Below are 21989 nucleotides of genomic sequence, written 5' to 3' on the forward strand. Positions count from 1 at the left end.
CGTCTTCCGGCGCCGGATTACCAATTGGGGGCCTGTAAGTAGTCCGCGTAGGGGACCGGCTCGATCTTCTTCATGCCGAGCCAGCCCATCGCCTCGAGCAGCTCCTTTGAATAATCTCCCCGCACGATCGGGAAATGGTGGGAGAACCGCCGCACCAGCAGCGTGTTGACCAGGTCGAGCGCGCCGATGGGGGTCCCGTTGAGGGAGAGCCCGCCCAGCCAGCCGCGCGAGCCGTAGAAGCTGGGCTTCGTGTCCCCGAGGAAGCTGCCGTTCGCGACGAGCAGTTCGTCGGCCTCCCCCGAGATGCGCGCGATGGTCACCTCGCCGGGATCGAAGACCATGTCCCGCGTCACGCCGCAGCAGTTGGGCTCTTTCGCGCCCTCCTCGTGCGCCATGCCGTGGTAGTTGACGCTGAGCCGGTAGCCGTTCTGCCGGCAGAACCGGCTGGCGGCGGGGCCGCAGTGCCACATGAGCACCGTGTCGTCCGCCTGGTCGAAGGCGCCCATGTCCATGAGCATCCCCACGTCGTCGGACAGGTATTTGAGCAGCAGCATGCTGATCGCGCTCGTGAGGTCCCCCTCGCAGGCGGTGGGGATCCCCTTGTCGTTGAGCCCGCCCACGACCGCGCAGACGCTGTATTGGAACTCGTCCTGGAACTTCGGCCAGCAGCTGACCGCGATCGCGTCGTAGCCGTACTCCTTAATAAAGTCGTCATAGGCCAGCGAGAAGCGGGCGTTCGTTTCGAGGGTCTCGTCCGCCCGGCGGTTGAGCACCCCGCCCGCCTCGGCGGCGATGCGCTCCATCTCGGCGGACACCTGCGCGGCGGAGTAGGCGACCGCGCGGTCGCGCACCTCGGAATACTCGTGCAGCCGGTTGATGCGGATGCCGTCGAAGCGGCGGATGAGCGTGCGCTCGTCGTCGTAGAGGTCGTCGAAGCCGGGGGCGATGCCGCCGATCAGCGCGACCTTGGAGGCCTTGAGGTTCTTGATCGCGCGCAGCGCGCGCACGGTGACCGCGAGGCGGCCGCGGAAGAGCGGGTCCTCCACGTCCCCGAAGAACCATTTGATCGGGATGTTGTAATCCTTGAGGTAGTGGCCGATGATGCCGGAATACATGTTGATGGTGCAGAAGGAGTTGAAGGGCAGCACCCCATGGTCGGCATGCTCGGGGATCGCCCACAGGCCGAGCGCCGCCCGGGCGCGGGCGAAGATCGGGGCGAGCGCGCCCGCCGAAAAGCTGGTGCACTGCAGCAGGATGAAATCCACGCCTTCCCCCTCGAGGGCCTTCACGGCGGCGTAGCCGTCGTCCGGCGTGATGACGGTGCCGGGATGGACATAGAGCTCGAAGCCCAGCTGCCCGGACAGCGCCCGCAGCTTTTGGGCGCTCGCCTCATAGACGCTTTTTTTGTCGCCCGGGAAGCTGAGCTGGGACGAACTGACCAGGCCGACCTTCAGCGATTGCATACGGATCATTCCCCTTTCCACGGCCTGCGCGGCCGGCAAACATCCGATATCACATCGTGATGTAAACTTTTCCTAAATGATATCACGACAAAATATCTTTCGCAATCTTTTTGCGCCAATTTCATTAATATTCACTATAAATTTCTTGTTTTATATGCAACTTGATGGTCACATTATTTTTTATTTGCATTTGTTGTTGACATAAATATCTTATCGTGATACATTAAAGCCACCTACCAAACAGGAGGAGGGATTGGGATATGTACTGGGCCGGCGTCGATATCGGAGGCACCAAAATCGCCGCCTCCATCGCTGCGGATGACGCCGTCATCCTCGGCACCGTCCGCCGCGCGACCCCTCCCGGCGCGGACTTCTCCCCCGTGTTTGAAGCCGCCGCCGCCATGGTCGGTGAGCTGCTCGCGGCGCACGGCGCCACGTTGAAGGAGCTCTCCGGCATCGGGATCAGCTGCCCCGGCCCGCTCGATCTCGCGGCGGGCAGCATCGTGCAGGTCGCGACCACCGGCTGGCGGGAGGTGCCCGTGCGGCGGTTGTTTGAGGAGCGGTTCGGCGTGCCCGTGCGGCTCGAAAACGACGCGAACGCCGCCGCCTACGCCGAGGCCAGGGCGGGCGCGGGCCGCGGCTGCGGCACGGTGGTCTACCTGACCGTCAGCACCGGCATCGGCGGCGGGATCTGCGCGGGAGGCCGCCTGCTGGAGGGCGCGCACGGCTTCGCGGGCGAGCTCGGCCACGTCACCGTCGACCCCGACGGCCCGCCCTGCCCCTGCGGGGGCCGCGGGTGCGTCCAGCTCTACGCCTCCGGAAGTTCGATCGCCCGGAGGGCGCGGGAGCTGGCAGCCAAGGCCGGACCCGGCGGTTTTCTCGCCGGGAAGAAGGAGGTCACCGCCTACGACGTCGAATGCGGCGTGCGGGCGGGCGACCAACTTTGCGCCGGCGTCTGGGATGCCGCGATGCGCAAGCTGGGGATCGCGGTGGGCATCCTCAACCAAGTGCTCGACCCCGACCTGTTCGTCTTCGGCGGCGGGGTCTCCAACGCCTGGGATCTGATGGAGGGGCCGGTCCTCGCGTCCGCGCGGCGGTACTGCTACACCGACACGGCGCACCACATCCGGCTCGCGCGGGCGCAGCTCGGCGGGCTGGTCGGCACCACCGGGGCGATCCTGCTGGCGCGCGACCTGCTGTAAACGGAACGTTATGAACCGACGTCATAGAATTGGAGGTCATCCAGATGCAAAAACCGGGACTCAGGGAATTCATGCAGGGCATCTACAAGCTCGAAGAGGCGCAGAACCTGCGCTGCACCATGCTGGGGATCGGGCCGATGTCCGAAAACCTCATTGAGGCGTGCTTCCTGCTCGCGAAGAAGAAGGACTTCCCCGTGATGTTCATCGCCAGCCGCAACCAGGTGGACGCGGACGAATTCGGCGGCGGGTACGTCTGCTCGTGGAACCAGGACACCTTTCGGCGGGACATCGCCAAGATCGCCGGGCGCTGCCGGTACGACGGGCTCTATTACCTCTGCCGCGACCACGGCGGCCCGTGGCAGCGGGACAAGGAGCGCAGCGACAAGCTGCCGGTGGCCGAGGCGATGGAGCTGGGCAAGCGCTCCTATCTGTACGACCTCAAGGCGGGCTTCGACCTGCTGCACATCGACCCCACCAAGATCCCCGACGTGGGCGACGTGGTCCCGATGGACATGGTGCTCGACCTCACGATCGAGCTGATCGAATACTGCGAGGCGCAGCGCAAGGCGCTCGGCCTGCCGCCCGTGGCCTACGAGGTGGGCACCGAGGAGACCAACGGCGGGCTCACCGGTGTGGAGTCCTACAACCAGTTCATCAACACGCTCGTCGAGCGGCTGAACGCCAAGGGCCTGCCGCTGCCGGTGTACATCGTCGGCCAGACCGGCACCCTCACCCGCCTGACCGAGAACGTCGGCCACTTCAACGCCGACCAGGCGGTCGCCCTCTCCAAAGCCGCCCGGGTGCACGGGGTCGGCCTCAAGGAGCACAACGGCGACTACCTCTCCGACTTCATCCTCGAGCTGCACCCCGCGCTCGGCATCACCGCCACCAACGTCGCGCCCGAATACGGCGTGGTCGAGACCCAGACGCTCCTGCGGCTGGCAAGGATCGAGCGGTGGCTCTGCGACCGGAAGATGCTTTCCTGCCCCTCCCGGTTCCCCGAGGTGTTCACCCGCGCCTCGATCGCAAGCCAGCGCTGGCGCAAATGGATGGTCGGCGACGCGCGCGGCTACACCGTCGACCAGGTGCTGGCGGACGAGGCGCTCTCCGCCGAGGTGGTCGAAATCTGCGGCCATTACACCTTCAACGATCCGGAAGTCAAGGCGGAGATCGCCAAAATGTACGCGGGCCTCGAAGCCGCCGGGCTGGACCCCCACCGGATCGTCGTGAACGCGGTCATGAAATCGATCGAGCGCTACGTCGACGCCTTCAACCTCGAGGGGATCACCTCCAAGGTGGCGGCGGTCCTGTAAATCCGAACACCTGTTTCTCCCCTTCGTGCCCCCGGCCGCGTAAATCCCGGCCGGGGGCGATTTACGTTTCCCAACGTTTCGGGGATGGCGAAAGGCCGCGGAGGCGGGGCATCTGCCCCGCCTCCGCGGCCTTTTGTAGGGTCCTTCTCTCTTCATGCGGTCATTCGGACACCCTGATCAGCGTCTTGATGACCTCCTGCGCGTTGTTCGCGGTATACCGGAACGCGGCGTCGCTCTCCCCGAAGGGGAACTCGCGCGGCCGGATTCCCGAAAGGTCGATCTTTCCGCTCGCGACCGCCTCGATCAGCATCGGATAGAGGTTGCGGTAGCGGAAGACGGGACGGATGTCCACCTCCTTGCGGGAAATCTCCAAAAAGCTGTAGGGCACGTCGGCGGTGATGTTGCCCACCAGCGTGATGACGCCGCCCCGCCTGACGTATTTCCACGTGTCGACCATCGTGTGGGGGCTGCCCGCCGTCTCGAACACGACGTCGCAGCCCGCGCCGCCCGTCAGCTCCATCACGGCCGCCTCCAGATCCTGCTCCCTGGGGTTGACGACGACGTCCGCGCCGAACGCCCTCGCGCTCTCCAGACGGCTTTCGATGAGGTCGGAGACGACGATGCGGGTCGCGCCCAGCGCCTTGCAGGCGAGCAGGGTCATGATTCCGATGGTGCCCGAGCCGAGGATGCAGACGCTCTGCCCCATCGTGACGCCGCCGCGTTTGGCGGCGTGCATCCCGACGGCGAGCGGCTCGAGCATCGCGCCCTCCTGCATCGTCATCGAGTCGGGGAGCCGGAAGCACAGGTCGGCCGGATGGGCGAGGTAGTTTTGCAGCGCGCCGTCGAAGGGCGGCGCGGCCATGAAGCGCACGTCGGGGCAGAGGTTGTAGAGCCCCTCGCGGCAGAGCTCGCACCTGCCGCAGGGGACGCCCGGCTCGAGCGCGACGCGGTCGCCGACTTTGAGGGTCGTGACCCCCTCGCCCAGCTCGGCGACGTAGCCGGAGCACTCGTGCCCCAGGATGAACGGGAAGGGCGCGACCTTCTTGCCGATGCTCCCGTGGGTGTAAAAATGCATATCCGAGCCGCAGATGCCGCAGTACTCCGTTTTGACGACGACCTCGCCCGGGCCGGCCTTCGGCATCGGGGCGTCCGCCATCTCGATCTTCTGGATCGCGGTCAGCCGCGCGACGCGGTTCTGAATCTGTTCCATGCTCATAAATCCCCCTTTTCGGCGATCGGTACCGTCTTCAAACGGAGATCACCACCATTTGATCTGCGAGGTGACGTATTCGCGCAGGCGGACAAACTCCGGCGAGGCGATGTCGCGCGGGCGCGGCAGGTCGATCTTCAGCTCCTCCTTCACCGTCGTGGGCTTCTGGGAGAGGATGAGGCACTTGTTGGAGAGGTAGACCGCCTCCTCGACGTTGTGGGTGATGAAGATGACCGTCGAGCCGGTGGCCTGCCACAGCTTGATGACCTCGTCCTCGAGGTAGTAGCGCATCTTGATGTCCATCTGGCCGTAGGGCTCATCCATCAGCAGCAGGTCGGGGTGCATCGCGAAGCTGCGCCCGATGACGATGCGCTGCACCGTCGAGGCGGACAGCTCGTGCGGGTAGGAGTTGCGCACCTTGTCCAGGCCGAGCAGGCCGAGGATCTCCTCGGTGCGCTCCCGGATGAGTTGCTCGGGATATTTTTTCAGCTCCAGCCCGTAGCGGATGTTCTTTTCGACCGTCAGCCAGGGCAGGTGCGAGGGGTTCTGGAAGACGAAGCTGAGGTTGTGCTTTTTGGGGTCCGCCGGTTCCCCGTCCACGAGGATCTCCCCCTCGGTGAGGGAGAAGAGCCGGACGAGGCATTTCAAAAAGGTCGTTTTCCCACAGCCGGTGGGGCCGACGATGCAGACGAAGTCGCCCTTCTGGATATCGAAGGAGACGTTGTCGAGCACCTTCAGGTCGCCGAAGCACTTTGTGAGGTTTCTGACCCGGACTTTCACGTTGTCGTTTTCGCTCATCTGTTCTGCCTCCTCCCGCTTACAGCACCAGGTCCGTGTTGGCAACGATCTCGTTGCGCAATTTCAGGAACGCCGGATCGGTATAGTTCCTCGGCCTGGGCAGGTCGGGCACATATTCCTTCTTCACGCCGGTGGGGTGCCCGCCCAGCAGGATGATGCGGTCGCCGAGGTAGATGGCCTCCTCCACGTTGTTGGTGACGAAGATGACCGTGCGGCGGTCCTTCTCCCAGATGCGCAGGATCTCATCCTCCATCGAGTAGCGCGTCTGCGCGTCGAGCGCGCCGAACGGCTCGTCGAGCAGCATGATGTCCGATTCGCTGGCGTACGCCCGGGCGATGCCCACGCGCTGCTGCATGCCGCCCGAAAGCTGCTTGGGCAGGGAGTTTTCAAACCCCTGCAGCCCGACGAGCTCGATGTATTTCTGCGCGGCCGCCTGCCGCTCCGCCTTGGATTTGCCCTTGAACTTCTGGTTGATCTCCACGTTCCCCATGACCGTTTTCCAGGGGAAGAGGGCGTACCGCTGGAAGACCACCCCCAGGTCGCCCATCGGCGGGCGGCCGTTCACGAAGGTGATCTCCCCCCCGGTGGGGGCGTCCAGCCCCGCCAGGATGTTCAGGAGCACCGTCTTGCCGCACTGGCCGGGGCCGAGCAGGACGAGGAACTCGTTCTCCTTGACGGTGATGTTGATGTCCTTGAGCACCTCTTTGGTCTCGCTCTTCAGGTAGAAGGTCTTTGCGAGGTCCTTGATGATTATTGTGTCTTTGAGAACTGCCACGGGCAAAGCACTCCTTCCATTTTCGTCAGGAACAGCGAGAGCAGCGCGCTCACGATGCCGATTGCCAACATGCACACCACGATGAGGGCGGTGTCGCCGATCTCCTGCCCGCGGACGATCAGGAAGCCGACGCCCTGCCGGGCCGCGATCATCTCGGCGGCCACCACGCACATCCAGCCGCTTGAAAGCGCCGTCCGGATGCCCGCGAGGATCGCGGGGATGGTCGCGGGCATGGCCACGTCGACGAGCAGCTGGCGCCTGTTCGCGCCGAGCACCTTGCCGGCGCTGATGAGCAGCGGGTCGATCGCCCGGATGCCCGCGCTGGTGTTCAGCACGATCGAGGTGAAGGCCCCGATGAAGACGATGACGATCTTGGCCGTTTCGCCGATGCCGAACCAGATGATGATCATCGGGATCCACGCGATCGGCGGGATCGGGCGGATCATCTCAAAGAGCGGGCCGAAGAAGGCGTTGAACTTTTCGCTCCAGCCGAGCCCCACGCCGAGCGCGATGCCGATGACCACCGCGAAGAGGAAGGCGATGAGCACCCGCCGCAGGCTGACCCAGATATGTACCGGGAGGGTCGCTTTGGAGATGGGGTTTTGCATAATGTCGATAAACCGCGAGAAGGTCGCCGTCGGGGTGGGAAGCATCGTCCCTTCCGCGTGGGAGAGGACGACCCACACGACCACGAAGAGCGCCAGGGAGGAGACCGAAAGCAGCCCGTAAAGGAGCTTTTTCACTTTATCGTTCATCACTTATACCTCCAGGGAGCGACTTTCTTCTCAAACAGGCTCAGCACCCAGCCCATCAGCGCGCCCACCAGGCCGATCGTCAGCATGCCGACGATGATGATGTCCGGACGGATCAGGTTGCGGCCGATCTGGATCATGTAGCCCAGCCCCTTGGTGGACGCCAGCATCTCCGCGGCCACCAGCGTGGACCAGGAGGCCGCCAGCGAGACGCGCACGCCGGTGAAGACCATGTTCATCGAAGAGGGAATGCAGATCGTCCGGAAGATCTGCCACCGGCTCGCCCCGAAGGTCTGCGCCACGTCGATGAGGGTGGGGTCGGTCAGCTTGATGCCCAGGTAGGAATTGACCACGCAGGGAACGAACGCCGAGATGAAGATGATGAACACCTTCGCCTTGAAGCCGATGCCCAGCGTGAGGATGACGATCGGGATCCACGCGATCGGCGGGATCGGGCGGACCACCTCGAACAGCGGGGTGAAGAAGGAATCCATGCCCTTGTAGTAGCCCATGAAGAGCCCCAGCGGAATGCCGATCACCACCGCCAGCACGAATCCCGCGAGGGAGAGCTTGATGCTGGAGAAGAAGTGAGCGAAGAGCGTGGCTCCGTCCGGCTTGGTGTTGGTCAGCTTGTAAAGGAAGGTTTGGACCGCTGTCGACGGTGCGCAGAGGTTCCGCTCGGAGATGACGCCCACGTGGACAAGCAGCTCCCAGGTGCCGAAAAAGAGCACCAGCCCCAAAATGCTCAGGAGAATCAGATTTCGCTTTTTGTTTTTTGCTTTGTCCATATACTCACCCAATCCAACAAATCGTTTGTGTCGTTCTCATTGGAAGAGGGGGCTCGCGCCCCCTCTTCCCGACGGCCGGCGTTACGGATCAGTTCAGGGTTTTGCCGTAACGGGCGGCCAGTTCCTCGATGAAGCTGCTGTCGACGAAGCCGTTGTCGATCAGCTTCTGCTTGTCGGCCTCCTCGATCGTGCCGGTGTAGACGAAGAAGTCCATCAGGTTCTCCATCGCGATGTCCGCCTTGCGGCTGCCGACCTCGCCCTTGTACCACTCGATCTCGTCGTCCAGCGTCTGGAGCGGGCGCTTCTCGGCGCATTTGTAGGATGTCTCGTAGTCCTGCTCGACGCCGTTTTCAATGCCGATGTCCATCAGGGCCTGCGCGTAGGCGTCGAGGTCCTTCGCGTACTTTTCGGACTCCTGGAAGTAGATGTCGAGGTATTCGAGGATCTCGTCGTGCTTTTCGGCCATCGCCTTTTCGGAGGCCACGATGACGGTGGGCATCGCCTCGCCGGTCGCCTCGCCGGAGGAGATGCAGGTCCAGCCTTCCTTCTCCGCGTCAAAGCCCTGCGGGTCCCACAGGCAGACGATGTCCGCCTCGCCCGCCTTGAAGGCGGTAAAGCCCTGCGCGACGCCCATGTCGATGATGTTGACGTCCTCGGTGGTGAGCCCCATCGTCTTAAGGGTTGCGATCAGCGTGAAGTGCGCGGAGGTGGAGGTCGGGCAGAGGATCGTCTTGCCCCTCCAGGTGTCGGCGTTGCCCTTGATGTCCGGGTAGCCGTCAACCTCGCCGGAGACCTGCGCCACGTCGCTGTCCGGACGCGCCCAGATGGTGACCGCCTTGTCGTCGGGCGAGCCGAAGCCGATGACGTGCACGCCGTAGGCCACGCCGCCGGTGATGGACGGCGGGGAACCCATGGTGCCGACGTCCCACTCGTCCGCGCCGAGCGCCTCGTTCTGCGCGGCGCCGCCGGTGAACATGATCATTTCAAAGCCCATGCCGGCCTGCTCGTAGAGGCCGTCCTGCTCCGCCAGCCAGGCGGGGAGGGTGTGGCTGTAGGGCTGTCCGCTCGCCGTGATCTTCGTAAGCGCCGCACCCTGGCTCTCGCCGCCGCTTGCGGCCGCGCTGTTCGCGTCCGGGGCGCTGGGGGTGTTGCTGGAGCCGCAGCCCGCAACGGAGAGAACCATCGCGGCCGCCAGAACGGCCGTAATCAGCTTTTTCAGGTTTTTCATAAGTATCCTCCCTTTTTTGAATTATACGATTATTTCATTTGCATCCTGCAAAAGGAATCCGGATTCGGGGTGTTAAAAGCAATTAATTAATATGATTAATATTTATGTATTTATTATATTCGCCGTTTGTTTTGCCGTCAATTGACAATTCTTTTAATAATTCCATTTCTTTATTAGATAATCTGCTTATTTTTTGCCTTTTTATCTTGCATTTATATCGGTAGTAGGATATAATTCTCATAGTATTAATTAGTTATGTTTATTATTGGTGTGGAAAAGAGGTAGCCAGCATGCCAGCATCCATGACCTTCCCCGCCGGCCTGTCCGGAAAAACAGCCGTTGTGACAGGCGCCGGCGGGGTCATGTGCAGCCACTTTTCACGCGCTCTCGCCCGGGCGGGCGCGCGGGTCGCACTGCTCGACATTGACGGGCGGGCCGCCGAGGAGGCCGCCCGCGCCGTCCGCGCGGACGGATTTGAGGCGCGGGCCTACCGCGCCGACGTGCTCGACCGGGAAAGCCTCGAGGAGGTCCACCGCCGGGTCCTCGACGACCTTGGGCCCTGCGACCTTCTCATCAACGGCGCGGGGGGCAACAACCCCAGAGGCAACACCGACGACGAATTCTTCTCCCGCGCGGCCGAGGGCGTCCGGGATTTTTACCGTCTCGATCTTGACGGCTTCAAATTCGTCTTCGATTTGAATTTTATCGGCACCCTCCTTCCCACCCAGGTCTTTTCTGCGGACATGCCGGGCCGCCCGGGCTGCTCGATCCTGAACGTCTCCTCGATGAACGCGTATAGGCCGCTGACCAAGCTGCCCGCCTACAGCGCCGCGAAGGCCGCCGTCTCCAACTTCACCGAGTGGCTCGCCACCTATTTTGCGAAGGAGGGCATCCGTGTGAACGCCCTCGCGCCCGGCTTCTTCATCACCAACCAGAACCGGCCCAACCTGCTGGACGCGGAGGGCGGCTTTACCGACCGCGCGCGCAAAATCCTCGCGGGCACCCCGATGGGGCGGTTCGGCGAGATCGACGAGCTCTCCGGGGCGCTCCTTTTCCTGCTCTCCCCGCAGGCGGCGTCCTTCATCACCGGCGTGGTTTTGCCGGTTGACGGTGGATTTAACGCCTACTGTGGAGTATAATGCTTTTGAGGGGAACTCCGCGGGCGCGCGCCCGCGACCACCATTACTGTACCGAAACGAGTTGAAGGGCTATGTTACCAACCGGCGTCAACATGACCAACGTCAAGCAGATCAACCGATCCGCGGTGCTGCAGCTTTTGCTGCGCAACGGGGGGATGTCCCGCACCGACCTCGCGGAGGAACTGAACCTGACCACTGCGACGCTGACGTCCATCTGCAACGATTTCATCCAGAAGGGCCTGCTGATCCAGTCGGACGGCGGTAAATCCCAGAGTCCCGGCCGTAAGAAATGCCCCCTGGACATCAACGGCACCTATAAATATGCCATCGCGGTGAGCCTGCACTACAACGGGCATATCATCGCGATCACCGACCTGCGCGGGCAGGCGGTCGCCTGGACCTCCTTCTCGGTCGAGGCCCCCTACGACGCGGAGCATTTTTTCAAAAAGCTCGCCGACGCCTGCATCCGCCTGCTGTGGGAAAACAACATCCCCTGCGAACGGGTACTCGGGGCGTGCGTCTGCATCGTCGGCTCGGTCGACCAGGAGGCGGGGGTCAGCCTCAACCCCTTCAGCATCTTCGGGGAGGGGCAGGTCCCCATCCGGCAGCTTCTGGAAAAGGAACTGCCCTTCCCCATCTGCGTGGAGAACAACGTCTGCGCCTTCCTCAACGCCGAAATCCTGCTCGGCTGCGCGACCGATTCCAACGTCATCGCGCTCAAATGGGGCCCCGGCGTCGGGTCGGCCTCCTCGATCGGCGGCGTGATCTGCAAGGACCACACCTTCCACTCCTCCGAGATCGGGCATACCTATTTTTACCGAAACGACGGCCGCACCTGCAAATGCGGGCGCAGGGGCTGCCTCGAGACGGGCGTGAACCTCTCCCGCATCGAGGAGAAGATCCTCGAGCTGCTGCCCGGCGAGCCCGCGCTCCAGCAGGTGCGGGAGGCGCACGGCGCGCCGCACGTCACGAACATCATCTCCTACCTCTCCGCCGACTGCCCCGCCCTGCGCGGCTTCTTCGAGGCCTGCGTGCACGATCTGGCCATCGGCGTGAACAACGCGATTCAGGTCTTCTCCCCCGACCGGGTCATCCTCTACGGCGTGCTCTTCGAGGTGCCCGGCGCGGCCGACCGCTTCATCGACGAGGTCGTGCGGCTCAATCCCTTCATCGGGCGGGAGCTCTTCCAGCGCAGCGCCCTCTCCTGGAAGACCGACTACATCGGCCCCGCCGCGACCGCCATCAAGACCTACCTGATCGACACGGGCGGCGAGGCGTAGCCTCCCACCCCCAAAAAACGGATCAAACCGCCCCGGCCTTACGGCCGGGGCGGTTTTTCGCATCAGGAAGGGCGGCGCCGGCAAACCTGCCGGCGCCGCCCGGAGGGCCCTGTCATGACGGGGATCAGATCATGTAGCCGCGCACGAGGCAGACCAGATCGTCGTATCCGGCGAGGAAGGTCTTGATCGTGTCGTGAAAGCCGCCGTAGCGGACGAACTCCTCCGGCTTCATGCCGTCCTCGTCGTAGGACTTGCGGAACTCGCCGAGCTTTTCGAGGGCGGCGAGGTACTCCGCAGGGACCGGCTCGCCGATGCGGTCCTCCACGGGCATGTCGCAGCCGCCGTTGAGGCGCTGCTGCCACTTGTAGTTGATCGTCTGGCAGAGGTCGCCGCCCACCAGCTCGGACCAGTGGTAGACGTTGCGGTTGGCAGCGCTCAGCAGCCGGGTGGTGTAGCCGCGCTCCTTGTAGATGGCGTACGCCTTCTTGATGACGGCGACGCCCGCCCACTCGAGCGCCTCGGGGATGACGGTGACGCCCTCGGCGGCGGTCGCGGCCTTCATCCAGTCGTCGGTGCGGCCGATCATGATGGTGCAGACGGGCGCCATTTCATCGCAGGGCAGGCCCTCGGCCTTCCGGCGCGCGAGGCCGCGCTCGACGGCCTCCGCCACGGCGACCGCCTGCGCCACGGTGAAGCTCACCGTCGCGTTGATCGACACGCCCCGGTAGGTGGCCTCCTCCATCGCCTCGACGCCGGCGGCGGAGGCGGGCAGCTTGACCTGCATATTCCTGCCGAGCGTGTTGAGCATGACGGCCTGCTCGACCATCTTGTCCCTGCTGCGGTAGTATTTCGCGTTCACCTGGATCGAGAGGCGGCCCTTCCTGCCCTTGAATTTTTCAAAGACGGGCAGCAGCTTTTTGCTGCGCTCCCGGCCCACCTCGTAGAGGAGCAGCCAGGTGATCTCGTCCTCGGTGGCCGAGGGGTTCTCCGCGATCAGCTGGCGGATGCGGGGCTCCCAGTAGGGGAGCTCCTTCTTGACCACCGCGCCCACGATGATCGGGTTGCTCGTCGCGCCCACGATGCCGCGCGCGAGGCCGTAGTCCAGCTCCTCCTCCCCGCAGGAGTCCATCCAGATGTCAGTGTCGGGGAAGCGGACCGCCGTCTCGTGCAGCACGCCTTTATAGTCGCTCATATCGTTTCCTCCTGTCAATGGATGTGTGTCCTTATTCCTTCACGGTGCTGTCCCACGCGTCGCGGAAGACGCCGAGGCCGTAGGAGGTGAAGGGATGCTCGAAGGAGTCCTTGTAGACCTGCAGCCCGCAGGTGACGATGTCCGCGCCCGCGCAGGCGTAGTCGACGATCTGCTTGCCGCTGCGCACGGCGGCGACAATGATCTCGGTCCTGTAGTCGTAGTTGCGGTAGATCTTCACGATCCTGGAGATGTATTCGAGCGCGTCCTCGCCGTTGTTCTCCTTCCAGCCCACGAAGGGGGAGACGAACTTCGCGCCCAGCTTGGCCGCCTGGATCGCCTGGGAGGGGCTGAACACGAGGGTCACGTTGGTGCGCACGCCCTGCTCCTCGAGCTTTTTGGCGGCGATGACCCCCTGCTCGCAGCAGGGGATCTTGATGGCGTAGTTCTTCGAGTAGGAGGCGACCTCCTTGGCGGCCGCCACGATCTCCTCCCACTGGGCGAGGTGGGGATTGATCTCGAAGGAGACGGGGAAATCCGTCCCCTCCAGGCCGATCTCCCGCAGCCACGCCGCGATGTCCCGCACGCACTGCATGAACGGCTTGCCGCTCAGCTTGATGTGCTTGGGGTTGGTGGTCACGCCGTCGATGCAGTAGTGCTCGTAGGCGAATTTGATCTCGTCGAGTTTTGCGCTGTCCAAAAAGTATTTCATGCCGCTCTCTCCTTATTTGTAAATGGTTTCTTCCAGATTCGCCACCTTGACGCGCGCGTTTTTGAGGAAGTCCCTGCGCCACTCCTCGAGGTTGTCGGTGAAGCCGGTGTCGAGGAATTTGTCCACCATGGCGACGCCCAGTTCGGGCGCGACGATCCAGCCGCCCATCGTCATGACGTTGGCATCGTTGATCGCCCGGCATTTCTCCGCCGCGTAGACGCTCTCGCACGCCACGGCGTAGACGCCCCGGTATTTGTTGGCCACCACGGCCATGCCCGCGCCCGTCCCGCAGATCAGGATGCCGCGCGAAAATTCGCCCGACTGGACCCGCTCGGCGACGACCGGCGCCACCTCGAAATAGGGGATGCCCGCTTCGAGCGATAGGGTGCCGCAGTCCTCCACCTCGACGCCCCGTTCAAGCAGGTGGGCCTTGACCGCCTCCTTGAGGGAAAAGCCCGATTTGTCCGAACCGATGATGATCTTTTGCACGATAACTCCTCCTTCGCGCGGGGCCTTCCCCGCGCCGTTTATCCCTTTTTCGCCGCGACGGCGGATCTGGCCGCCGCCGCGATGTCTTTCGCCGTGAGGCCGTACTTCTCCTTGAGAAACTCGGTGAGCCCTACCTCGCCGAAGTGGTCCCGCACCCCGACCCGGCGCAGCGGCACGGGGCGGTTTTCCGACAGGCACTCGGCGACCGCGCCGCCCAGTCCGTTTAAAATCGAGTGGTTTTCCGCGCTCACGACCGCGCCCGTCTTGCCGGCGCTGGCGATCAGCAGCGCCTCGTCGAACGGCTTGATGGTGTGGAAGTTGAGCACCTCCGCGTCGATGCCGTCCGCCCTTAGAAGCTCCGCGGCGTCGAGCGCCTCGGCGGTCATGATGCCGCTGGCCGCGATGGTGACGTCGCGGCCCTCGCGCAGGACGATCCCCTTGCCGAGGGTGCAGGCGCAGCCCTCCTCGAAAATTTTCACCGCGTTGCGGCGCAGGAGGCGGATGTAGACCGGCCCCGCGCACTCCACGATCTGCGGGAAGGCGGCGCGCAGCTGGGCGCTGTCGGTCGGCTCGAAGATCGTCATGCCGGGGATGTTGCGCATGATCGCCACATCCTCCATGCTCATGTGGGTGCCGCCGTTGAGCTCGGCGGTCACGCCCGGGTCGCTACCCATGATCTTGACGCCGAGCCCCGCGTAGGCCACCGACAGCGTCACCTGGTCGCACACCCGGCGGGTGGAGAAGGGGGTGAAGGTGTGGGTGAAGGGGATCTTCCCCATCGCCGCCATGCCGGCGGCCGTTCCGATCATGCCCGCCTCGGCGATTCCCACGTTGATCGTCCGCTCGGGGAACCGCTCTTTGAAGCGGCCGGTGCCGGCCGCCTTGCTCAAATCGGCCTCCAGGATGACGACGCGCTCGTCCCGTTCGGCCGCCGCGATGAGCTCATCCACATAGGTCTCCCTCAGCCATCTGTTTTCCAGTTCCATCATGCGTCCTCCTCGTCCAGCAGCGCCACCGCTTTTTGCCACATTTCCCCGGTGATATTCATGTTGTGGGAGGCGACCTGGTTCTCGCAGAAATAGCCGCCCTTGCCCTTGACGGTGTCCAGAAGGATCATCGACGGGCGGTCGGTGATCTTCTGCGCGTTGTCGATCGCGTGGGAGATGGCCGCGACGTCGTGGCCGTCCACCGACTGCACATGCCAGCCGAACGCCTCCCACTTTTTGTCGAGCGGGTAGAGGCCGTTGACCTCTTCGATGTACCCGTCAAGCTGCATCTTGTTGTAGTCGGTGAAGGCGATCAGGTTGCCGAGCCTGCGGCTGCCCGCCAGCATGGCGGCCTCCCAGATCTGCCCCTCCTGGCTCTCCCCGTCGCCGATGATCGTATAGACGCGGACGGGGCTGCGGTTCAGCTTTCCCGCCACCGCCATGCCCACGGCGGCCGAGAACCCCTGCCCGAGGCTGCCCGTCGTCATATCGACGCCCGGCGTGCGGTTCATATCGCAGTGGCTCGGGAGGTTGGTGTTCGGACGGTTGAGGGTGTCCAGCCAGTCGAGCCCAAAATAGCCCCTGAGCGCCAGCGTCGCGTAGAGCGCCGGGCCGCCGTGCCCCTTGGAGAGGACGAAGCGGTCGCGGTCGGGCTTCTTCGGGTCCGCCGGGTCGATGTTCATCACGTCGAAATAGAGCACCGCGAGGACCTCGGGCAGCGAGAGGCTACCCCCGATGTGGCCCACGCCGAGCTTCCCGATCGACGTCAGCGTGTATTTGCGGATTTCATGCGCCTTTTTCCGCAGCATGGCTGTTTTTTTCTCATTCAAGGCTTCCGGCCCCTTTCTTATAGGATCGAGCGCAGCAGCGCTTCGACGGTCTCCTGGTTCATTTCCGCCGGCGTGAGCTGGATGATCGCCGCCGTCAGCCCGACTTCGGCGATGTGCGGGATGTCCGCCTCCCGCACGCCCAGCTCCCGAAGCCGCACCGGCATCTTCATGCTCCGCATCAGCGCCTCCACCCCGTCCGCGAGCGCGCCCGCGTCCGCGTAGCCGAGGTACCCGGCGAGCACCCGCAGCTTTTCGGCCGCGCCCTGCTTCGCCGCCCGGATGAAGGCCGGGAGGGTGATCGAGCAGGCCGCGCCGTGGCTGGCGTGGAACTCGGTGGTCAGCGGGAAGCTGACCGCGTGGATGCCCGTCGTCCGGGTCTGGCTGAACGCCACGCCCGCCACCAGCGCCGCCGTGATCATCGCGCCGCGCGCCGCGGTGTCGTCCGGATGGTCGTAGGCGGCCTTGATGTTCTCGAGAATCGTCTTGAGCGCGCCCATCGCCAGAAAGTCGCACATCGGCTGGCTCTCCTTGTTCCAGTAGGCCTCGATCGCATGGCAGAAGGCGTCCATGCCGGTGGAGGCGGTCACCGCCGGAGGCAGCGAATAGGTCATCTCCGGGTCGATGAGCGCCTCGTCCGCCCAAAACTCGTCGGTGACGAAGGGCATTTTGACCCCCGCGCGCGGGTTGGTGTAGACGCCGACGTTGGTGACCTCGCTGCCGGTGCCCGCGGTGGTCGGGATGAGGATCAGCTTCACCGCGCGGGGACCGAACCGTTTGGTGCCGCCCGCGTAGTAGTCGTAGATGCTGCCGCCGTTGGTCACGAGGCAGGCCACGACCTTCGCCACATCCATCGCGCTGCCGCCGCCCACGCCGATGACCGTCTCGGCGCGCGCGGCGCGCGCGGCCTCGGCGCACGCGTCCACGCTCACGGTGGAGGGGTTGGGCTCGATGCCGCTGAAGTAGGAAACGGTCTTTCCCTCGAGCGCGCCGCCGAGCTTTTCGGCAACGCCGCTTTGGTAGAGAAAGGGATCGCAGACGATCATGACCCTCTCCCCCCGGATCCGCCCGGTCATGTTATGCGCGATGCCGACGCCGTAGTGCACGGCGACCGGCATGTGGAAGCGGAAATTCTTTGTGTTCATAGTCAACGCCCTCCTGGTCTTGATATGGTTTACATGGAGGCGGCCAGATGCCCCTCCTCCTTCTTACGCTGTTCAAACAGGACGCCCATCGCGCCGGCCAGCACCACCGCGACGCCCAAAAGCTGCTTCCCTGTGAGGGTCTCGCCGAAGAGCAGGAAGCTGATGACGGTCGAGACGATCGGCATGAAGAGCAGAAACACCTTGACGAGCCAGACGGGGAAACGCGCGAGGTCGTAGTAGTAGACGATGTAGACGCCCGTCTGCCCGAGCCCCGCGACGACGAGTCCGAGGGTAATCCCGGGGTCGGTCCCGAAGAGGCGGAGCTGCCCGATCGTGCCCATCATGCAGGCGGTGACGGTGAAGAGGATCATCGTCACAAAGTTGTTGTAGTAGGCGATCACATCGTTGGAGACGGAATTTTTCCCGCTGCGCTGCACGCTCTTGATGAGAAACGCGTTGATCGAGACGAAGAGCGCGCTCAGGATGAAGAAGATGTCCCCCTTTCCGCCGAGGGAGGCGTGCAGGAAGTCGAAATCCATCACGAGCAGCACGCCAAAGAGCATCACAAAGGTGTCGATCCACTCCCGGCCGGTGAACTTCTGCTTATAGATGATGACGCTGATGAGGTTGACGAAGAGGATGTCCGTCTTGAGCAGGGCGGTGCCCGCGCCCGCCGGAGAGAGGGAGAGGCCGACGAACGCCGTGAGGTCGAGCAGGAAGCCCATCAGCCCGATCAGCAGCAGCCGGGCGAACACGCCCTTCACCCTCAAAAGGGAGGGCAGCTCCCGCTTCCAGAGCATGACGGCGGTCAGCAGCACCATCGTCAGCAGGCGGATGACGATCCCGACCGTAAAGACGGACATCCGCTCCACCGACTTGTGGCTGGCCACATAATAGATCCCCCAGATGAGCGCCAGCAGAAGCAGCGGCGCCGCCTGTTTTGGTTTCATCGCGATTCCCCCCATCCGCCTCCCCGTCATCGCGCCGCGGAACCGGGCCGCGGACGATGGAGGACGCTCCAGAATTATTTAATTAATCAATTTAATAATATCTATTTTTATTATACCGATTTCCGCCCCTGTGTAAAGTGGTTTTCTGCCATATTTTCGTATTTTTGTCTGTATAACACAAATCAAGCATGCTGTTTTGGCGTTTTTGCCTATGTTTTTCCAAGCTCTTCTATTAGTTAATCATTCTTTTTAAAGTCATTTACCATCCTCCCATTTTTCTGCCGGCAGGCTGACAGCGGCCCGGCCGCCGCGCGCGTTTTTTCCCGCCGGGCAGCGCCGGCACCTTTTTTCCCCGCCGGGCATAGTCTGAAACAGGAAAAAAGGCACCAAAACCACCGACAGGAGGAATTCTATGCCCATCATCTATCTGAGCCCGTCCACGCAGGACTGGAATCACTTTGTCAACGGCGGCACCGAGGAATACTATATGAACCTCATCGCGGACGCGATGGAGCCCTACCTGCTCTCCTCCGGCATCCGCTGGGTGCGCAACACCCCCGACATGACCGCTGCGTCGTCGATCGCGCAATCCAACCACGGCAACTACGACCTGCACCTCGCGCTGCACTCCAACGCCGCGCCCGAGGGGGAGGCCGGGCTGCGTCAGGGCTCGGAGGTCTACTACTATCCGACGAGCGCCGCCGGGAAGCGGGCGGCCGACATCATCGCGGAGAACCTCAAGGAGATTTACCCCTACCCCTGGCTGGTCAAGACGGTCCCGACCACCCGGCTCGGCGAGGTCGCCAAGACGCGCGCGCCCGGCGTGCTGATCGAATTCGCCTACCACGACAACCTCGAGGACGCCGAATGGATCAAGGCCAACATCGCCGAGATCGCCGCCAACGTCGCCTATTCGCTGACCGATTACTTCGGCATTCCCTTCGTCCTGCCGCAGGCGCCGCGCCGGGGCACCGTCGTCGTCCGGTCGGGCTGGCTCAACATCCGCCAGTTCCCCTCCACCGAATCGCAGTCGATCGCGCGCGCCTGGAACGGCGACCCCATCATCGTCAACGGCCAGTGGAACAACTGGTACGTCGTCAACTTCCGGGGCACGGTCGGTTACGCCGATTCCCGCTACATCCGCATCCCGCGCTGACGGAGGGGAAGCATGAACGAACAGTATCCGTTTGAACTCGCCCCGCTCCCCTACGCCTACGACGCGCTTGAACCGTACATCGACACCCGCACCGTGACGGTCCACCACGACCGCCACCAGGCGGGCTATGTCAAAAAGCTCAACGAAGCCCTCCGGGAGTTTCCCGAATTCCACGGCTGGTCCCTCGAGCAGCTCATCCTCGGCTGCGACCGGCTTCCCGAGCGGATCCGCACCGACGTGCTGCGCAACGCGGGCGGCGTCTGGTCGCACGAGTTTTATTTCGACTGCATGACCCCAAAGCCCGCCTCCGCCTGTCCCTGCGGCGCGCTCGCCAAGGCGGTGGACGCCGCCTTCGGCTCCTGCGAGCGGCTGCGCGACGTGATGACCCAGTCGGCGCTTACCCGGTTCGGCTCGGGCTGGGCGTGGCTCGCCTGCGACGGGGACGGGCGGCTGTGCGTCCTCTCCACCGGGAACCAGGACACCCCTCTGCCCCTCGGGCTGCGGCCGGTCCTCTGCGTCGACGTGTGGGAGCACGCCTACTACCTCAAGTACCTCAACCTGCGGGCCGATTATCTCGAAGCCTGGTGGAAGCTCGTCGACTGGCAGTTCGCCGGGGAAAATTACGAGGCCTGCGGGTGTGGAAAAATTTCCGTCGAAAACACTTGACTTTAGCGATTTTGCCTGCTAAAATAGAATTCAGCATTTCACATCAACGCGCCAATGCGTTGATGCGCGAAAGGCAGCGACCGGAGACAAGTAGGTCCTTCCGATCCCCCACAGAAAGCGGCCGGATGATGAGAGGCGCGGGGAGGGACGGCACCGAATACCCTCCGCGAGCCGCGCACCGAACGGGAAACCCAGTAGGCTGCGCCGGGAGCGCCCGTTAACGCGCGGGGTGGCCGGGAAGCCGGGCACCCGCAGAGGCGCCGCCCGCGAGGCCGGCGCAAACCGAGGTGGTAACACGGGAACACGTCCCGTCCTCCGGAAGTTCCGGAGGACGGGATTTTTGTTCCTCCGGAACCCCCGGAAGACGGGACGGCAATGAGGAGGACATCGTTATGTTTGAGAAAATCCTGATGATCGCGCTGTTTTTTGCCGTCACGGTCGGCATCGGCGTCTACTGCCGCCGCCACGCGGGCAACGTCGGCGACTTCGTGCTCGGCGGGCGCAACGTGGGGCCGTGGGTCACCGCGTTCGCCTACGGCACCTCCTACTTTTCGTCGGTGGTATTCGTCGGCTACGCGGGGCAGTTCGGCTGGAATTTCGGCGTCGCCTCCACCTGGATCGGCATCGGCAACGCCCTCATCGGCAGCCTGCTCGCCTGGGTGGTGCTCGGGCGGCGCACCCGCGTCATGACCAAGCACTTCGAGTCGGCCACCATGCCCGATTTCTTCGCCAAGCGGTACTGCTGCCCCGCTCTGCGCACCGTCGCGTCGGTCATCATCTTCGTCTTCCTCGTGCCCTACTCCGCCTCGGTCTACAAGGGCCTGTCCGGCCTTTTCTCGATGGCGTTCGGCATCGACTTCACCTGGTGCGTGCTCGGCATCGCCCTGCTCACCGGCATCTACGTCGTGGTCGGCGGCTATATGGCCGCCGCGCTCAACGACCTCGTGCAGGGAATCATCATGCTCGGCGGCATCTGCCTCGTCGTCGTCTTCATCCTGAACGGCCAGGGCGGCTTCTCCTCCGCCTTCACCCGGCTCTCCGCCATCCCGAGCGAGACGGCCCCCGCCTTAAACGGCGCGTTCGTCTCCTTCTTCGGGCCCGACCCGCTCGCCCTGCTCGGCGTCGTCATCCTGACGAGCCTCGGCACGATGGGCCTGCCCCAGATGGTCCACAAGTTCTACACGATCAAGAACGAGAAATCGATCCACGCCGGGACGATCATCTCCACCCTCTTCGCGCTCGTCATCGCGGGGGGCAGCTACTTCATGGGCGCGTTCGGGCGGCTCTACTACACCGTTCCCGAGGGGGGCAAGCCGGTCTTCGACAACATTGTCCCCCAGATGCTCGCCTCCTCCCTGCCCGACCTGCTGATCGGCGTCGTCATGATCCTCGTCCTCTCCGCGTCGATGTCGACCCTCTCCTCCCTCGTCATCACCTCCTCCTCCACCTTCACCCTCGATTTCCTCAAGGGCGTCTTCATGAAGGACATGACCCACAAGGTCCAGCTCCGCTGGATCCGGCTGCTCTGCATCTTCTTCGTCGCGCTGTCGGTCGTGCTCGCCCTCAACCCCAACAACCTCATCACCTCCCTCATGTCCCTCTCGTGGGGCGCGCTGGCGGGCGCCTTCCTCGGGCCCTTCATCCTCGGGCTCTTCTGGCGGGGCGCGACCACCGCGAGCGTGTGGGTGAGCTTCGTGGTCGGCATCGGCATCTGCGTGTGGAACTTCTTCTTCCCCTTCACCGCGCCGACCTCGGCGGGCGCGATCGCGATCGTCGCCTCCCTCGTCGTCACCCCGCTCGTCAGCCTCGTCACCCCCAAGCTGTCGCAGCCGCACCTCGACGTGACCTTCTCCTGCTACGACGAAAAGGTCGCCGCCCCGCACAAGTTCGTGCTCAACCCGATTTCCGAATAGAACGCGAA

21 protein-coding genes are annotated in these 21989 nt (G+C 63.8%); 7 read left to right on the plus strand and 14 right to left on the minus strand.

Annotation, left to right across the window (positions count from 1 at the left end; all coding sequences use genetic code 11):
• Nucleotides 1–17: 17 nt before the first annotated feature.
• Nucleotides 18–1463: an L-fucose/L-arabinose isomerase family protein gene (locus tag C1A13_RS10210; RefSeq protein ID WP_101551673.1), complete on the minus strand. Its 1446-nt coding sequence runs from the start codon at nucleotides 1461–1463 to the stop codon at nucleotides 18–20.
• A gap of 260 nt (nucleotides 1464–1723) precedes the next feature.
• On the opposite strand from C1A13_RS10210, the gene C1A13_RS10215 reads away from it, so the two are divergent.
• Complete coding sequence (locus C1A13_RS10215) at nucleotides 1724–2665, plus strand: ROK family protein (protein WP_101551675.1); 942 nt, start codon at nucleotides 1724–1726, stop codon at nucleotides 2663–2665.
• A 44-nt stretch (nucleotides 2666–2709) separates the two neighbouring features.
• Nucleotides 2710–3978: a class II D-tagatose-bisphosphate aldolase non-catalytic subunit gene (locus C1A13_RS10220; RefSeq protein WP_101551676.1), complete on the plus strand. Its 1269-nt coding sequence runs from the start codon at nucleotides 2710–2712 to the stop codon at nucleotides 3976–3978.
• A gap of 160 nt (nucleotides 3979–4138) precedes the next feature.
• Here the strand turns inward: C1A13_RS10220 and C1A13_RS10225 are convergent, their stop codons facing one another.
• The 6 genes from C1A13_RS10225 to C1A13_RS10250 form a co-directional block, all read right to left on the minus strand.
• On the minus strand, nucleotides 4139–5188 hold the full coding sequence (locus C1A13_RS10225; protein WP_242970853.1) for an NAD(P)-dependent alcohol dehydrogenase: 1050 nt from the start codon (nucleotides 5186–5188) through the stop codon (nucleotides 4139–4141).
• A gap of 48 nt (nucleotides 5189–5236) precedes the next feature.
• Nucleotides 5237–5986 carry an ABC transporter ATP-binding protein gene (locus tag C1A13_RS10230; protein ID WP_101551678.1) on the minus strand — a complete coding sequence of 250 codons (750 nt, stop codon included), beginning with the start codon at nucleotides 5984–5986 and terminating at the stop codon, nucleotides 5237–5239.
• A 19-nt stretch (nucleotides 5987–6005) separates the two neighbouring features.
• On the minus strand, nucleotides 6006–6761 hold the full coding sequence (locus tag C1A13_RS10235) for an ABC transporter ATP-binding protein (protein WP_101553248.1): 756 nt from the start codon (nucleotides 6759–6761) through the stop codon (nucleotides 6006–6008).
• Nucleotides 6737–7516: an ABC transporter permease gene (locus C1A13_RS10240; RefSeq protein WP_101551680.1), complete on the minus strand. Its 780-nt coding sequence runs from the start codon at nucleotides 7514–7516 to the stop codon at nucleotides 6737–6739. Before C1A13_RS10240 ends, C1A13_RS10235 begins: the two co-directional genes overlap by 25 nt.
• On the minus strand, nucleotides 7516–8301 hold the full coding sequence (locus tag C1A13_RS10245; RefSeq protein ID WP_101551682.1) for an ABC transporter permease: 786 nt from the start codon (nucleotides 8299–8301) through the stop codon (nucleotides 7516–7518). Before C1A13_RS10245 ends, C1A13_RS10240 begins: the two co-directional genes overlap by 1 nt.
• An 88-nt stretch (nucleotides 8302–8389) precedes the next feature.
• Complete coding sequence (locus tag C1A13_RS10250; protein ID WP_101551684.1) at nucleotides 8390–9529, minus strand: ABC transporter substrate-binding protein; 1140 nt, start codon at nucleotides 9527–9529, stop codon at nucleotides 8390–8392.
• 290 nt (nucleotides 9530–9819) lie between these two features.
• On the opposite strand from C1A13_RS10250, the gene C1A13_RS10255 reads away from it, so the two are divergent.
• Entirely contained in the window at nucleotides 9820–10668 is an 849-nt protein-coding gene (locus tag C1A13_RS10255; protein ID WP_101551686.1) for an SDR family oxidoreductase, read from the plus strand.
• 71 nt (nucleotides 10669–10739) lie between these two features.
• Nucleotides 10740–11948: an ROK family transcriptional regulator gene (locus tag C1A13_RS10260; RefSeq protein WP_101551688.1), complete on the plus strand. Its 1209-nt coding sequence runs from the start codon at nucleotides 10740–10742 to the stop codon at nucleotides 11946–11948.
• Between the two features lie 124 nt (nucleotides 11949–12072).
• Here C1A13_RS10260 and C1A13_RS10265 read toward each other — a convergent pair whose 3' ends face one another.
• The 7 genes from C1A13_RS10265 to C1A13_RS10295 are packed head-to-tail and all read right to left on the minus strand — an operon-like array spanning nucleotide 12073 to nucleotide 18246.
• The gene (locus C1A13_RS10265) at nucleotides 12073–13140 is read right to left on the minus strand and encodes a transaldolase family protein (protein ID WP_101551690.1); all 1068 of its coding nucleotides are present in this window, start codon (nucleotides 13138–13140) and stop codon (nucleotides 12073–12075) included.
• A 31-nt stretch (nucleotides 13141–13171) separates the two neighbouring features.
• Nucleotides 13172–13849 carry a transaldolase family protein gene (locus tag C1A13_RS10270; protein WP_101551692.1) on the minus strand — a complete coding sequence of 226 codons (678 nt, stop codon included), beginning with the start codon at nucleotides 13847–13849 and terminating at the stop codon, nucleotides 13172–13174.
• Nucleotides 13850–13861: 12 nt separating this feature from the next.
• A complete protein-coding gene (locus C1A13_RS10275) occupies nucleotides 13862–14338 on the minus strand; it encodes an RpiB/LacA/LacB family sugar-phosphate isomerase (RefSeq protein ID WP_101551694.1) in 477 nt (158 codons plus the stop codon).
• 38 nt (nucleotides 14339–14376) lie between these two features.
• Complete coding sequence (locus C1A13_RS10280) at nucleotides 14377–15324, minus strand: transketolase family protein (protein ID WP_101551696.1); 948 nt, start codon at nucleotides 15322–15324, stop codon at nucleotides 14377–14379.
• On the minus strand, nucleotides 15324–16154 hold the full coding sequence (locus C1A13_RS10285; RefSeq protein WP_242970854.1) for a transketolase: 831 nt from the start codon (nucleotides 16152–16154) through the stop codon (nucleotides 15324–15326). The genes C1A13_RS10280 and C1A13_RS10285 overlap by 1 nt, the downstream gene beginning before the upstream one ends.
• Nucleotides 16155–16171: 17 nt before the next feature.
• Nucleotides 16172–17296: an iron-containing alcohol dehydrogenase family protein gene (locus C1A13_RS10290; RefSeq protein WP_101551698.1), complete on the minus strand. Its 1125-nt coding sequence runs from the start codon at nucleotides 17294–17296 to the stop codon at nucleotides 16172–16174.
• Nucleotides 17297–17325: 29 nt separating this feature from the next.
• Nucleotides 17326–18246, minus strand: a complete 921-nt coding sequence (locus tag C1A13_RS10295; protein ID WP_101553250.1) for a DMT family transporter — start codon at nucleotides 18244–18246, stop codon at nucleotides 17326–17328.
• A gap of 412 nt (nucleotides 18247–18658) precedes the next feature.
• Between C1A13_RS10295 and C1A13_RS10300 the strand changes: the two genes are divergently transcribed.
• The 3 genes from C1A13_RS10300 (at nucleotide 18659) to C1A13_RS10310 (ending at nucleotide 21981) form a co-directional block, all read left to right on the plus strand.
• Nucleotides 18659–19402 (plus strand): N-acetylmuramoyl-L-alanine amidase, encoded by a 744-nt coding sequence (locus C1A13_RS10300; RefSeq protein ID WP_101551700.1) that lies wholly within the window; start codon nucleotides 18659–18661, stop codon nucleotides 19400–19402.
• Between the two features lie 12 nt (nucleotides 19403–19414).
• A complete protein-coding gene (locus C1A13_RS10305; RefSeq protein WP_101551702.1) occupies nucleotides 19415–20068 on the plus strand; it encodes a superoxide dismutase in 654 nt (217 codons plus the stop codon).
• Nucleotides 20069–20460: 392 nt separating this feature from the next.
• Nucleotides 20461–21981: a sodium:solute symporter family transporter gene (locus C1A13_RS10310; RefSeq protein ID WP_101551704.1), complete on the plus strand. Its 1521-nt coding sequence runs from the start codon at nucleotides 20461–20463 to the stop codon at nucleotides 21979–21981.
• Nucleotides 21982–21989: the final 8 nt, after the last annotated feature.

Origin of the sequence: Anaerotruncus massiliensis (ex Togo et al. 2026) (genome assembly GCF_900199635.1) — a bacterium.
GTDB lineage: Bacteria > Bacillota > Clostridia > Oscillospirales > Ruminococcaceae > Anaerotruncus > Anaerotruncus massiliensis.

Bases quoted from the DNA above. Each gene is read 5' to 3' on its own strand.
- C1A13_RS10210 (WP_101551673.1), bottom strand. From the start codon at position 1,463: ATGCAATCGCTGAAGGTCGGCCTGGTCAGTTCGTCCCAGCTCAGCTTC.
- C1A13_RS10260 (WP_101551688.1), top strand. From the start codon at position 10,740: ATGTTACCAACCGGCGTCAACATGACCAACGTCAAGCAGATCAACCGA.
- C1A13_RS10215 (WP_101551675.1), top strand. From the start codon at position 1,724: ATGTACTGGGCCGGCGTCGATATCGGAGGCACCAAAATCGCCGCCTCC.
- C1A13_RS10230 (WP_101551678.1), bottom strand. From the start codon at position 5,986: ATGAGCGAAAACGACAACGTGAAAGTCCGGGTCAGAAACCTCACAAAG.
- C1A13_RS10290 (WP_101551698.1), bottom strand. From the start codon at position 17,296: ATGAACACAAAGAATTTCCGCTTCCACATGCCGGTCGCCGTGCACTAC.
- C1A13_RS10310 (WP_101551704.1), top strand. From the start codon at position 20,461: ATGTTTGAGAAAATCCTGATGATCGCGCTGTTTTTTGCCGTCACGGTC.
- C1A13_RS10225 (WP_242970853.1), bottom strand. From the start codon at position 5,188: ATGGAACAGATTCAGAACCGCGTCGCGCGGCTGACCGCGATCCAGAAG.
- C1A13_RS10255 (WP_101551686.1), top strand. From the start codon at position 9,820: ATGCCAGCATCCATGACCTTCCCCGCCGGCCTGTCCGGAAAAACAGCC.
- C1A13_RS10295 (WP_101553250.1), bottom strand. From the start codon at position 18,246: ATGAAACCAAAACAGGCGGCGCCGCTGCTTCTGCTGGCGCTCATCTGG.
- C1A13_RS10300 (WP_101551700.1), top strand. From the start codon at position 18,659: ATGCCCATCATCTATCTGAGCCCGTCCACGCAGGACTGGAATCACTTT.
- C1A13_RS10270 (WP_101551692.1), bottom strand. From the start codon at position 13,849: ATGAAATACTTTTTGGACAGCGCAAAACTCGACGAGATCAAATTCGCC.
- C1A13_RS10220 (WP_101551676.1), top strand. From the start codon at position 2,710: ATGCAAAAACCGGGACTCAGGGAATTCATGCAGGGCATCTACAAGCTC.
- C1A13_RS10245 (WP_101551682.1), bottom strand. From the start codon at position 8,301: ATGGACAAAGCAAAAAACAAAAAGCGAAATCTGATTCTCCTGAGCATT.
- C1A13_RS10250 (WP_101551684.1), bottom strand. From the start codon at position 9,529: ATGAAAAACCTGAAAAAGCTGATTACGGCCGTTCTGGCGGCCGCGATG.
- C1A13_RS10280 (WP_101551696.1), bottom strand. From the start codon at position 15,324: ATGGAACTGGAAAACAGATGGCTGAGGGAGACCTATGTGGATGAGCTC.
- C1A13_RS10240 (WP_101551680.1), bottom strand. From the start codon at position 7,516: ATGAACGATAAAGTGAAAAAGCTCCTTTACGGGCTGCTTTCGGTCTCC.
- C1A13_RS10265 (WP_101551690.1), bottom strand. From the start codon at position 13,140: ATGAGCGACTATAAAGGCGTGCTGCACGAGACGGCGGTCCGCTTCCCC.
- C1A13_RS10305 (WP_101551702.1), top strand. From the start codon at position 19,415: ATGAACGAACAGTATCCGTTTGAACTCGCCCCGCTCCCCTACGCCTAC.